This window comes from Micromonospora sp. NPDC049275 (assembly GCF_043197115.1).
Taxonomy (GTDB): domain Bacteria; phylum Actinomycetota; class Actinomycetes; order Mycobacteriales; family Micromonosporaceae; genus Micromonospora.
On sequence record NZ_JBICSN010000001.1, the window covers coordinates 48,528 to 60,976 of the forward strand.

Below are 12,449 nucleotides of genomic sequence, written 5' to 3' on the forward strand. Positions count from 1 at the left end.
TCGCGCGAGGGACGCCTCGGTTCAGGACAACGTCGACGGCCGAGTCGGCCCGCCGACGCCGCCCGGGCCACACCCGCTGGCTAAGTGACATCTCCTAAGTGGGTGAAGCCGTTCCCCTGGGCCGGATCGGTGATCAGCCTGCGAGGACGCCGAGCGGCGGTGGCCAGTTCGGCGGCCTGTTGGCGGAGGACTTGTCACCGCAGCAGGGATCGATCCGGCTACCCAAGCAGGTCCGGATAGCCACCGTCGGAAAGCCGCTTGCGTTCCTCTGGCGTCAGCCATGTGGCGGTGCTGCCGGCGTTGGTGCGGTTGACGATAAGAACGTCGTCGATTTCGTCGACCACGTCGGCCATGTGGGAGATGATCGCGACTAGTCGGCCGCCGATGGTTTGGTGGCCGAGGACGTCGAGGGCGTTGCTGAGCGCTTCCTGGTCGAGGGTGCCGAAGCCTTCGTCGAGGATGAAGGTCTCGACGTGACCCCCGGATCGGCCGGCCATGTCGACAACGGCGAGGGCGAGGGCGAGGCTGGCCATGAAGGTTTCGCCGCCGGACAGGGTCTTTGTGTCCCTGGCCTGAGAGGTGAGGCCGTCGACGATGCTGAAGTCTTCAGCGAATCCGAACCGCATGGCGGTCATGTCCGCGAGGTGACCGGTTGCCAGTTCGAGGAACCGGTGTTGCCGTTGGGCGATCGCGGCGGCCGGGAATGCGCCATCGCTCATCGCCTTGCGTATGTCCTCGAGCGCGTCGTAGAGCGGGCGCAGCTCACCAATGCGGTGGGTGAGGTCGTGTCGGATCGGGATCTGGCGTTCAGCTTCGCCAAGGTCGCGCTCGGCGAGAGTCTTTCGCGTGTTGGCGTCCTGAATCTTTTTGGGCAGGTCCTCGTACCTGTCTGAGTCGATTGAGGCCAGTAGTTCGGCTTCGCGAGTCGTGGCACCCTTGCCGATGTTGGCGGCGCGGGTTTCGGCGTCCCTAGCGGCGGCACGAACGAGGGCGACGTCGCGATCGATCTGCTCGGCCCAGGCGAGCCGGTCGTCCCCGCCGGTCGGGGCTGTCGAGGTAGCGCTGAGGCCGAGATCGGCAGGGACAGTGGCAAGAACCGCGCCCACGCGTCCGAGGGCGCCATTGAGCTGTTCCATTGGCAGGTTGACGTTGTTGGCGCGCTCGGTCTGCAGTCGTCCCAGGGTGAGCTGTTCTCCGTTGAGGATCGCATCAGCCTTGGCTAGCTCATCGCGGAGGTTCTTGGCGAGCGCGATATTGGTCTCGATCTTGCTGGTTAGCTCGGCGAATACGGCCTCCGTCACCTCATCGAGGTCGGTGACCACTAGGCCAAACTCGGTGAGTCCAGTCTGCAGCTTGTTCCAGTGGCTCTCGAGTTTCGCTGCCTCCGATCGGTGAGCCTCATGGGCCTTGCCGTGGGCAGTCCTGTCGGTGCCCAGCTTGTCGGCGGCACTCTTTGCCTGCAAGGCCGTCTCGAACGCGCGCTTCTCGGCCTCCTCCTTCAGGGCAAACGTACGCGTGACCTCGGACTCCAGCCCGGACAGAAGCGTCTCGTCCGGCGCGTCAAGGTCAGTGCACCGCAGCGCGGTGGCAAGCGCGTCGGCTGCTGCGGTGTAGTCGCGGGTCCGATGCTCGTAACTTTCGCGCAGCTTCGGCAAGCTGACGCTAAGGGCGTGCGCGGCACCGCTAAGCCGTGCATGGTCCTCCGTGATCTTGCCGAGTGCTCGTTCAGCGTGGTCGCGGGCCTTCTTCGCCGCGCTCTCGTCAGGAACGTCGGGCGTGGTGAAGGTTTCGGGTATCGGGTGCTGGCAAACCGGGCAGGGGTCGCCGGGATGGCAGTGGGCTGCCAGGTGCTGGGCGGCTGACGCACGCAGGGCGTCCTCGTACAGCGCGCGGGCCGCGTCGCGCTCGCCGGTCCGCTGCCCTATGACCGTCTCGCTCTCGTTGAGCTCGGCTTGTAGCGCAGCGAGTTCCTTTTCCTTGCCGACCAACTGCTCGGCAAGCTGCACTAACGTCGCGTGGTCGCGGCGGAGCTGGCCGAGGTGATCAGCGGCCTGCTGTTTGGCGACACAGGCGTGGGCGTACTCCGCCTCAGCGACACGGAGTGCCTCCTTGGCTTCACCGGCCTCGGCGGCGAATTCCTCGCACTCCCGGCGACGGTTGTCGAGGTCACGATCCTGATCGTGCAGGTCGGCTTGGTTCGCCGCGTGCCGCTCGCGGCGGGCACGTAGTTCGTCTACGCGATCCTTTGCGGGAGATATCTGAGCCCGTAGGTGCAGGTATCGATCCAGGCCACGCTCATCGCGGTCGGCGTCCAACCCGAGGGCATCGAGGTGGTCGCGCAGGACTCGCGCGGCTTCTACGCACGCCTTTTGGTGTGTGATGGCCTCGTCGTGTGTCTGCCGTGCGGTGATGAGCGCGCGCATCTGCGCTGGCCCGTCAACTGGGTGCAGTTCGGTTAGCTGAGCTGCCGCTCGTGAGAGCGCGGTGGCCTCGTTGCGGGTGTCGGTGACCGATTGGCGCAGGTCGCGGATCGCGTGTTCGGTCTCGGCGAGGAGGGTGTGGTGTGCGGCGGCGTCCTTCACTGCCGTGCGGCACGCGGCGGCCCATGCCGGCGGGTCGCCATGGAGCTGCGTAAGGGAGCTTTCGAGAACGGCCAGTCCGGGCTTGATCCGATTGGCTGCGGCGGTGGCGTGTTGGCCGATGGTGGTGAGGGTGTCCAGGCCGAGCAGCGTCTTGAGAATCGGGGTTCGCTCGCTGCTGTCGGCGTGCAGGAACTCTTGGAAGCGGCCTTGCGGTAGGAGGATGGTCTTGAGGAACTGCTGTGCGGTGAGGCCGATGAGCTTGGTGATCTGCGCCGCGACGTCGGTCTTCTTATCGAAGCGCAGCTCGGGCTCATCGAGGCAGACCAGTTCGTGCCGGGGCGTGCCGGTGCGGGCGAGAATCCGTCGTACGAACCAGCGGCGGCCTTGGCTGGCGAATGTCAGTTCGACTCGCGCGAACGGGGCGTTGTCGGCGATGAGGGTGTTCGGCGCGCGCAGGTTGTAGGTGGCGCCGGCGTACAGGGCACAGAAGATCGCCTCGAGGATCGACGACTTACCCGCGCCTGTCTTGCCGATGATGGCGAACAGAGATTTGTCGGTGAAGTCGATCTCGCGTCGGTCCTGGTAAGAGCGCAGGCCTTCGATGGACAGGTGCAGCGGGCGCATCAGGCCACCTCCGGCAGGTATTGCTCCTGAGGGAAGGGCATCGGTTCGTCAACGACGGCGGGGTCGGCGAGTTGGTGAAACACGTCGAGGACGGATGCCGCTGGCGCTTTGGTTGACCCAGCGGTGGCGAGGTAGGTAGCAAACATCTCATCGATGCTCGGTTCCCGTTCTTGGCCGCCCTTGCTTGGATCGGCGATGACGATCTGGGCCCGTCTGTCAGCGGCGTTGTTGGCTACCTCGACCAGGTGCGCGTCGGGAAGTATCTCCTGGACTCGGTCGGCCACGTGCGGGATGTGGGTATCGCTGTCGACGACGATCTGGCACAGGTCGGTGCCGAAGGTGTCGGCGGTGGCGGCGAGGTCGTCGAGGGTGCCCCGGAAACAGCGCAGCTGCCGGCCGCGGTGCAGTGGGATGGTCTCAATTCGCGGCGGGCGGCCAGGGGCGGCCTCGACGTAGACCATGCTCTTCGCCTGGCCCGCCTCTCCGAAGTCGAGCTGCAGCGGGGATCCGGCGTAGTGGCCGTACGTGCCAGCGGCGCCTGGTAGTGGTTGCGGTCGGTGGATATGACCGTAGGCGGCGTAAGCGACGCCGGGGATGCCGGTCGGGTCGGTAGCGAAGATGTCGTCATGGCGCCCGCGGCGTTCAGTGCCGCTCCACCCGGCCCCACCCACGTAGGCGTGGGCGGCGAAGACCGCGAAGTCGGTCTGCGGGTTCAGGCCGGCCTGGATTGCAGCAGCCACCGTACTGTCGAGCCCGCGTACGGCGGCGCTGTACTCGCTGCCCCAGGTGTCGGGGTTGCCACGGCCATCGACCAAGTGGTGGGGATGTTGGTAGCAGACCGCGCCGACCCGGACGGTCCCGCCGGCTGCGACGGGTAGTTCGATTACTGCTTCCGGTTCGGTGGTGGGGTCGGCGATGAAGTGCAGGCCGTGGACGCGGCTGAGCTTGTTGAACACCCGGAACAGCGCCGCTTTGTCGTGGTTGCCGCACACGACCACGGTGGGGGCGATCGCGGCCAGCTCGGACAGGACATCGATGGCGCGTTCGAGGTCGTCGGTGCCGGGACGACTCCTGTCGAACAGGTCCCCGGAGTTGCAGATGACGTCGGGGCGCAATTCGCGGGCTGCGTCGACGATCTCGGCGAGGACAGCGTCGTGGTCGCTCGCTCGGGACTCGCGTCCGGTCGTGCGCCCCAGATGCCAGTCGGAGGTGTGTAGGAGTTTCATTGCCTTCCCTCGCGGATGGATGGCACGTCCCGTCGGCAGTCGCTTGCGCAACGGGACGATAACACTGTGCAGTGTTTGGTAAAGCGTGGAACTTGTCAAGACTCCGTGGTAGATTTTGGCTATGGACAGGGCTGCCGAGATCAAGCGAGTAATGGACGAGGTGGCCGCCTACCAGGTGGACCTCGCCGCCGCGCTGGCCGATCGCAAGCTCGATCGAGTGGCTCAGCTGATGGCCCAGCTGAGCGTCGCCGAACGCCGCCGCAATCGACTGCTCCAGGCCGAAGCCACCGCCACCGGATCGTTCGACGCCGCACCACCGATCCGAGACCAGGTCATCGCCGCACTCAGCCTGCTGGGCAGCCCGTCACCGGTGTCACTGCTTCGCGACGTCAGCGCGGCACGATTCGGCGAAGTCATCCAACCCAGCCGACTGGCTTCGCTTCGTCGCGATGAGCAACGATCTTGGCAGGCCGCACAGCGAGGCACCGCGCGCGGCCAAGCCCGCCCGACATACGTGACGCCAGCGCTGACCTACGACCGGCTCGCGCCCATGCGGGGTCAGCTCGCGCTGTCGAGCTGGCCGCTGGAAACCCGACTCATCGGACCAACCAGCCCACGTGCCGACCTTTTGCGGGTGATCGTGCGGCTATGCAATGAGTCTGAGCGCGCCGGCGACGCACCCTGGGCGGCTGATGTCCGCCGCCTCCTCTGGCGATTCACACGCACCATTGCCGCCTCGGTACCAGATACTGGCGATTTCACTTACGTCCAACTACGCGAAGCTGCCCAACACGAACTGGGCCAGATCGCCGACACCGACACGGCCGAGCGGCACGCAGCCGCGAGGCGGGCTCGCAAGCTTGATCCTGAGGCGCAGTTGTTCGGCACCTCATTACAGAACGTCAGCACACACGTGGAGGCAGCCGGATGACGGCAACTCTCGCTGCGGACCTTCTCTCCCGGTTTCGCGGCGACTTTCCCACTCAAGACCTCGACGCTCGGCGCATCGCCGGGCTGCTAGAGGCCCCCAACTGTGGTCGTCGCCTTGTCATCGACGCCGCAGCGCTTAACCTGCCGGTCCTCACCGATCTACTCGACTGCCCACCGGCCAAGTTGAGCCCGCATGCCACCCGCCGCGGCCAAGAGTTCGAACGGCGAGTGCTCGACAACGCGATGGACGAAGTGATCGCGCTGACCCGGACTCACCTCGGCATGGTGACCACCGAAACCCGGCAGCTGGATCTGGCCCCGTCGCAGATGCGTACCCAGAATCCAGCCCTAGACAAAGACGGCATCCGGCGCCTCCGCCTGGCGCGCACCCGCAGTCACGTCGAAGCCATGGTCAACACCGCCGACTCGGCACTTCACCTCATCCGGCACCCGTTGCTGGAATTCGACCTCGCCGGCGTGACGACCCATCTCGAGCTAGATGTGCTGTCCTGCGCCTCGCTCGGCCAGCTGACTCCCATCGAAATCAAGTCGCTGCCCCTGCACCACCAGACCGATGCCGACCCGCACAAGGTCGGGGCCGCCGTCCGTCAGATCGCGGTGTACATGGTGGCGCTACGCCGGCTGGTCATCGTCTCCGGCGGCACGCGAGATCAGGTAGCCGATCAGGCCCTCCTGGTCATGACCAGTGGCTTCAGCATGCGGCCCGAGGCCTTCGTCGTGGACATGCGACCGCACGTCGATCACCTTGAGTGGGTGTTGGCCCAACAGCCTAACGCTGGTCTGGTACTCGCTGACCTGCCCCGACCTGCGATCCTTCCGTCGCCGATGGCGCCCGAGGCCTCCCCGGAGGAGAAACTCGAAATCAAGGCTGCGACCAAGGAGGCGGTGTCGGCCTTGCCGATGCACTACGGCGATGGCTGCGCCACCTGCCCCATGTTGGCGTTCTGCGCCAAGGAAGCGGAGCTACACGACTCCGTTGCGCAGATGGGTACCCAGGCGGCCAACGCCTGCGGCAGCGTCGGCACGATCTCCGCCGCTTTCGACCTAATCGGAGGCAGGCGCATGCCCGTGAGCGGAGCCGAACGAGCGGTGGTCGCCGATTTCAGCCGCGCCTCAGCCGCACTCGCCCTGGCCGGGGTGCAGCTTGACCACTGATGTGCTGCTTGCCATGCACGCGAACCGCTACGGCCGTGCCTTCCCGGCGGCCCGGCACCGCCACGTGCACGTCTCGAAGCGGCCATTCGTGGTCGTCGGTTATCACCTGCCGGGAGATCCATCAGCGCCGATCGGCGTGATGTTCGGCGATAATCCCGACCGCCCCGGCTTCACGTACGCCGTTGAACCGACGCGCTGGCGCAACAAGATCGACTCCATGGAAGGCTTCGCCCGTTCGCTTAACCGATACATCGCGGGCGCCATCCAAGGCAACAATGGTGCGCCGCAGCTACTGCTGGCCAACCAAGCAGCGGTCGAGTGGCTCTGCGGCGACATCGGCCGATACTGGCGTGGTCTGGACGCGGACGGGCAGTGGGGTGCCGGGCCGTCGATCCCGATCGCCGGCGCTCACCTGTCCTACTTCGCCGGCGCCAACCGAGTTCCGGGCAGTAGTGCCGTACTGCCGCTGGCGGACGTGCTGACCCTCCACTGGGCCACCGGCCGGCTCGCCACTCTCGACCGGCGGCTCGGCGTCGCGCTCGCCTGGATCCAGCGTCCAGACGATATCGCCGCCGCTGAAGCGGAGCTATCCGACGGACCAGTGCCGGACGCGACGTGGGAACAGCAGGAGTACCTCGTTTCCCTGCGCGCCTACGAACGCCACAAGGGCCCAGATCGTCAACTCGCGATGAAGATCATCGATGGGGCGGTACGGAGTGCGCTGGAGCCGACCTGGTGCCATGCCTGGCAGGCGCACGAACTGCTTTATGGGATGAGCGAGGCGGAGACGGTAGCCGAGCGCTGGGAGCGCGACCTCGCCAGGTTCCGCCTACACGCCGAGCGCCTCCGGGCCGATCAGGCACGTTTTAGAAGCATTCTGCCGCTGCTGGACGCCTATAACCACATCGACCGGGTGGAGCGGATGACCGCAGAGCTCCACCACGCGATGGCCTTCGACGACGACATCATCATGGCCGCCCATGTCGCGCGAGGGGCCGCACTGTCCGGGATCGTCACCGCCCGCAACGGGCGAACCCTCGCTATCCGGCCCGATCTACCGTTCGAGCGTGCCGCCGGCACCCGGCTCTGGTGGCGTACCCGCGCCACGATCAAGAACCGTGAGCGTCACGTCTTCGTTGAACTACGGGTACGCGCCGGCCTCACGAACGATTTAGTGGAACTCGATGTCGTCCGCGGCGCCGCCACCTCTGCCACCCGCAACCGGCTCCCCGCCGTCGGCACTCACATCGTCTGCCCGCCCTTCGGCGGACCGAAGTTCATCCGCCGAAGCATGCCCGACGAACTGCCCTGGACCCACTTGCCTGCAGGGGTTACACCGTGACCGAGACAACCTCACCGGCGAGCGCGCACGCCGCCGCCGTCACAAATGTCATGGCCAATCTCGACTCGGATAATCGCGCGATAGTAGTCAACTCGCCGCCCGGCGCTGGCAAATCCACTCTAGTCCGCATCGTGGCACGACAGATCGCGCAGACCGGTAATACCGTCCCGATCATCACTCAGACCAACGACCAAGCAGATGACCACGTCCGCGCACTTCGCCAGTCCCGACTCCGAATCGGTCGGCTACACGGGGTCGAATACAACCCCGGACGACACCCCGACAACCACCATGACCTGCGCCAACTCCAAGGCTGCGACATCATCGTCGCACCCGCCGCGAAGTGGGCAACTCTCCATGCCCGCGAGAATCCCGACTGGTCGCCCCGCCTCGGCATCATCGACGAGGCCTATCAAATGTCCTCGGCCGCCCTAGCGGCCGTCGCCGACTTCCACTACCGCCTCTTGCTCGTCGGCGACCCAGGACAACTCAGCCCGTTCACCACCGCCGACATGCGAACCCTTCGGTCTTCGATCACCTGGCCTCTCGACACCGCCGCTCACACCGTCCTCGCCAGACATCCAGCTAGCCCGCAGGTCGAACTTCCGGTCACCTGGCGTCTACCACCCACCACCGCCCGCCTCGTAGCCCGCGCGTTCTACCGGCAACACTTCACCTCCGGGCTCAGCCCCGCACAGCGGCGCCTCAGCCCACTCGGACTTGTTCGGGACGCCTACGATCAGGCAATACACGCGGCGGCCGAGCACAGCATTTGCATGCTGGAACTACCCGACGAGCATGTCGCGCTCAACGACCCGGATATGGCCTCTGCCATCGCAACGCTCGTGAGCCGGCTGCTCACCAGGCGAATCACCCTTATCGACGGCGAAGAACGACGACCGCTGGAAGCCCGGGACATCGCCGTCGGGGTAGTCCACACCGAGCAACGTGACCGCATTCAGTACGCCGTCGACACCATGACGGCCTCACTCGGCCTTGCATCCGGCGACATCCTGGTTGACACCGCCAACCGCCTCCAAGGCCGCGAATTCGAAGTCGTCATCGCACTACACCCGCTATCCGGCCGACGCGACGCCACCTCGTTCCACCTCGAGGCCGGGCGGCTCTGTGTGCTGACGTCTCGACACCGCACGGCATGCATCGTCATCACCCGTGCCGGTATCCAACGACAGCTTCATGGCTACCCGCACACCCAGCCAGTGTGGCTCAACGCACCTCGCCCGCCGATGGACGGATGGACCGCCAACCGGACTTTTCTCGACGGCCTACGGCACACAGCTACTATATCGCTGCCGCCTGACTTACTGATTCCCCGACCACGCTAAACCACTCGACGCGTTCAGTCTCGGGACCAATGCTAGCTTCGTTTCACTCACCTGGCGGAGGCAGGAAAGTCGGACGGACAGGGTACACCGAATTGCGGTCGGATCGATTAGGCCAGTTAAGGGGCTACGCGATCATGTTATGGCGCATTAGTCGACCATCGGTTTCGGCAAATTACTGGGCACTCGGAGCGCGGGCTTGGAATCGTAGCGGCTCGCGTCCTGAGTCGAGCGGGTCGCGATGGTGCGGACGCACGGTCGGTGCGTGCCGAATTCGCGAGGCCGTCCGCCGCAGCGCCTTCTCGCGAGGCCATGCCAACTTCGGCCGATAACTACAATGCGTCGGCCGCGTGAAGAAATGTCCGCGTCCACTTTATCTCGCCGTCGACATCTGAGCGCTTTATTTTCCTGTAGTAAAGGTGTTGTGGACGCTCTTGTGGCTTATAGTCGCCTTCATGGGTGATCTGATTTCTCCGGGCGTACTGACGGTTGAGCCTTTCGCGAATAGCCTGAGGGCTTTCGTTCATGCTCACCGAAAGCGCTGACCAGCACTTTGCTACACCAAGCAGGTTGAATGCACGCTCGATGTTCCGAGCCCCCTGAAACGTGTCCTTGAGAAGAGCTTCTTGCACGATCTTCATCAGTCGAACTCTTGGGCGGGAAGTAGTTCGATTATCCAAGAAAGCTCCAACCATCTCCTCGATGGGTCCAAGCGGAACCAGATATCCTTGGGCAGCCTTGCTCATGGGCATCATCAACAAAGCGCGACGAACACGTTCGTGAAAGTACGTATCCAAAGACGCGCCAACAAAAGTCCATGATGCTCGCAGAATGTCGCTTTCCACAGACCACTGATCGACGGGCGGTACTTCAGCGCGCTCGGCAAGAAGTTCGGCGCGCTGCAGCAAATCATCAGCTGCGTTCAAAGCAGTAAGGGGCACGGGCGCATCCCAGCATAGAAGTCGATCAGGGCAAGCGAGCGTACGCCACGTGAGCAACAGTCACACCTCAGCACAGGGCACTGCCGTGCTTTGGAGCGACGAAAGCCGCGTACGCACGGCGCGCTCACACCCAGCCTCACCAACATCCGCGACGGCGGCTGGACCTTCGCCCACGGCCCGCCCGACGCCGACGTCACCACCCGCACGAACGCCGACCTGAAGCTCCTCCCAGCGGACTAATCACGCCAGGCGCCGCACATCGCGCAGCCCAGAAGCGTCGCCCCCAACCGCGGTTCTGGTTCCACGGCTACTGCCGGTGCTTCCGGAAGCCTCGGGCCCTGTCAACGTCGAGCACCCGGTCGGACCAGTGTCTGGCTTCGGCCGCGCTTCCTCGTCCTTCATCGAGGCAAGCCTGAACCCGGGCGAGCCGGCTCTCGTCCCCCGAACGGGCCAACTAGAGCGACCCTGGCGCACAGCAGAGCGCCAGCCAGCAGACATTGGGGTCGCGTCCTACCGGCCCTGCTGGGAGCCGGCCGTGTCGTCCCCTACGGGCACGGAGGACCTTCGGCATCGCGAGCGGCGGCACCAGGGCGTGGCACCTGCGCACTCGCTACGCGATCATTCGGCGATAGCCGTCAGGTCCGGCGCTCCGCCGCCCGTAATCAGTTTCCCAGGTCACCGACCTGCCGAGCCTGCGCCACCGCTGTATCGACGTGTTGCCGGGCCGCAGTCCCGCGCGTCCGGACAGTCACCAGGACCTGCAGCACCTGCTGCAGCCGCGCCACCATCGGACCAGGCTGCCCTCCGTGCAACGCCGCCCTGACCAACCGTCGCGCGTCATCGACCGCAGACGCCGCCGCCGCGAGATGGCCGTCGACGGCGGTCAGCGCGGCCACCACCGGCGTGAGGACGGCGATCGTTTCCTGCGGCGACGGCTGCTGCGCCACCGCACCCAGCGACCGCGACGCCTCACCCAAGACGCCACCGGCCTCCGTCAGGTCAGACCGAGCCTGCCCAAGCACTGCTCGCACTCGGGCCAACCCCACCGTGATGCCAGCAAAGCCGGAGGCCACCGCCCGGACGGCGATCTGCTCGATCCCACGGTCGGCGGCCGAGGCCTCCTGCTGCGCCCGGTCCATACCCGCCGCCATCGCCTGCAAATCGGGCCCCAATGGTGTCGGTCAGCGACATCGCGCCACCCTCCGGCTCAGAGTCCACCCCGAACCGTGGCAGCGTAGAGACGAGCGCCTATGGAACACAACCGACCGGTGACAGCGCCGAAATTCGGCATGCCTGCCGGATTTTTGCCGATATCCAGCGGCCCACCCCCGACCCTTTGGTTGCGTGGGGAACACCGCCGGTGCGCGGCGTCGGGCCCATCCCCATGAGCGCGGGGATCAGGTGTCGACGATTCCCGTCGGATGGCCGCATGCCGATCCAACCCACCGGCGCGAGGGTAGAACGGGTGCCGCGCAGTGCCTGCGCGACAAGCTGAGGTGCTCCCCACGCCCGTGAGCTGGCCGGCCGACCCACTGCCCGTGGAGTCGACACGCCGCCGGATTAGTACAAGTGAGCTAATTCTTCGGTAGTCTGGCGGTTGTGACAGTCGACGAGTCGCTACCGACGCCGACGCCTCGACAGCGACGGATCCTCGCTGTGATTCAGGGCTGGGTGGATCAGCATGGCTACCCGCCGACCGTACGGGAGATCGGTGCCGCAGTCGGCCTCGGTTCTCCGTCGTCGGTGGCGCATCACTTAAAGATCTTGCAGCGGCACGGTCTGATTCGCCGGATCCCGGGTGGACCGCGCGCGCTCGACGCACGCCCGGCCGCCGTGCCTAACCGGCAGGGTGCAGTCTCTGTCCCACTGCTGGGGGCCATCGCCGCGGGCGCACCGATTCTCGCCGACGAGCATGTCGAGGATGTTCTTCACCTGCCTGCCGACCTCGTCGGCCGGGGCACGTTGTTCGCCCTGCGGGTGCGCGGCGATTCGATGGTCGAGGCGGGCATCGCTGACGGGGATGTGATCGTCGTACGCCAGCAGCCAGTGGCTGACTCCGGGGATATCGTCGCGGCGCTGATCGGTGATGAGGCCACGGTCAAGCAGTACCGAGTCCGAGATGGGCGCGTTGAACTCGTCCCCCGCAATCCCCGCTATCCCGTAGTCCTCGCCGACGGCGCGCAGCTTCTCGGCAAGGTCGTCTGTGTCCTGCACGGCCAATAAAGGCTTTCTTCGTCGCAGCACCAAACAAACAAATGTTCCCTACCTTGGCAGATCATGCAGCT

10 protein-coding genes are annotated in these 12,449 nt (G+C 65.6%); 6 read left to right on the forward strand and 4 right to left on the reverse strand.

Annotated elements, in window-relative coordinates:
• Nucleotides 1–218: 218 nt before the first annotated feature.
• Together ACGFIE_RS00240 and ACGFIE_RS00245 are read right to left on the reverse strand one after the other, a co-directional pair.
• Nucleotides 219–3,206, reverse strand: a complete 2,988-nt coding sequence (locus ACGFIE_RS00240) for an AAA family ATPase (protein ID WP_393289470.1) — start codon at nucleotides 3,204–3,206, stop codon at nucleotides 219–221.
• A complete protein-coding gene (locus ACGFIE_RS00245; RefSeq protein WP_393289472.1) occupies nucleotides 3,206–4,483 on the reverse strand; it encodes an exonuclease SbcCD subunit D in 1,278 nt (425 codons plus the stop codon). The genes ACGFIE_RS00240 and ACGFIE_RS00245 overlap by 1 nt, the downstream gene beginning before the upstream one ends.
• 70 nt (nucleotides 4,484–4,553) lie before the next feature.
• Between ACGFIE_RS00245 and ACGFIE_RS00250 the strand changes: the two genes are divergently transcribed.
• The 4 genes from ACGFIE_RS00250 to ACGFIE_RS00265 are packed head-to-tail and all read left to right on the forward strand — an operon-like array spanning nucleotide 4,554 to nucleotide 9,226.
• Nucleotides 4,554–5,363 carry a hypothetical protein gene (locus tag ACGFIE_RS00250; protein ID WP_393289474.1) on the forward strand — a complete coding sequence of 270 codons (810 nt, stop codon included), beginning with the start codon at nucleotides 4,554–4,556 and terminating at the stop codon, nucleotides 5,361–5,363.
• Nucleotides 5,360–6,538: a hypothetical protein gene (locus tag ACGFIE_RS00255; RefSeq protein ID WP_393289476.1), complete on the forward strand. Its 1,179-nt coding sequence runs from the start codon at nucleotides 5,360–5,362 to the stop codon at nucleotides 6,536–6,538. The genes ACGFIE_RS00250 and ACGFIE_RS00255 overlap by 4 nt, the downstream gene beginning before the upstream one ends.
• Nucleotides 6,528–7,880, forward strand: coding sequence for a hypothetical protein (locus tag ACGFIE_RS00260; RefSeq protein WP_393289478.1), 1,353 nt, complete (start codon nucleotides 6,528–6,530; stop codon nucleotides 7,878–7,880). Before ACGFIE_RS00255 ends, ACGFIE_RS00260 begins: the two co-directional genes overlap by 11 nt.
• On the forward strand, nucleotides 7,877–9,226 hold the full coding sequence (locus ACGFIE_RS00265; RefSeq protein ID WP_393289479.1) for an AAA family ATPase: 1,350 nt from the start codon (nucleotides 7,877–7,879) through the stop codon (nucleotides 9,224–9,226). Before ACGFIE_RS00260 ends, ACGFIE_RS00265 begins: the two co-directional genes overlap by 4 nt.
• 329 nt (nucleotides 9,227–9,555) lie before the next feature.
• Here the strand turns inward: ACGFIE_RS00265 and ACGFIE_RS00270 are convergent, their stop codons facing one another.
• Nucleotides 9,556–10,164, reverse strand: a complete 609-nt coding sequence (locus ACGFIE_RS00270; RefSeq protein ID WP_354944593.1) for a hypothetical protein — start codon at nucleotides 10,162–10,164, stop codon at nucleotides 9,556–9,558.
• A gap of 90 nt (nucleotides 10,165–10,254) precedes the next feature.
• Between ACGFIE_RS00270 and ACGFIE_RS00275 the strand changes: the two genes are divergently transcribed.
• On the forward strand, nucleotides 10,255–10,404 hold the full coding sequence (locus ACGFIE_RS00275; RefSeq protein ID WP_354944595.1) for a hypothetical protein: 150 nt from the start codon (nucleotides 10,255–10,257) through the stop codon (nucleotides 10,402–10,404).
• Nucleotides 10,405–10,826: 422 nt separating this feature from the next.
• Here ACGFIE_RS00275 and ACGFIE_RS00280 read toward each other — a convergent pair whose 3' ends face one another.
• Complete coding sequence (locus ACGFIE_RS00280; protein ID WP_354944596.1) at nucleotides 10,827–11,303, reverse strand: DUF6244 family protein; 477 nt, start codon at nucleotides 11,301–11,303, stop codon at nucleotides 10,827–10,829.
• 460 nt (nucleotides 11,304–11,763) lie between these two features.
• Between ACGFIE_RS00280 and lexA the strand changes: the two genes are divergently transcribed.
• Entirely contained in the window at nucleotides 11,764–12,387 is a 624-nt protein-coding gene (lexA, locus tag ACGFIE_RS00285; RefSeq protein ID WP_354944597.1) for a transcriptional repressor LexA, read from the forward strand.
• Nucleotides 12,388–12,449: the final 62 nt, after the last annotated feature.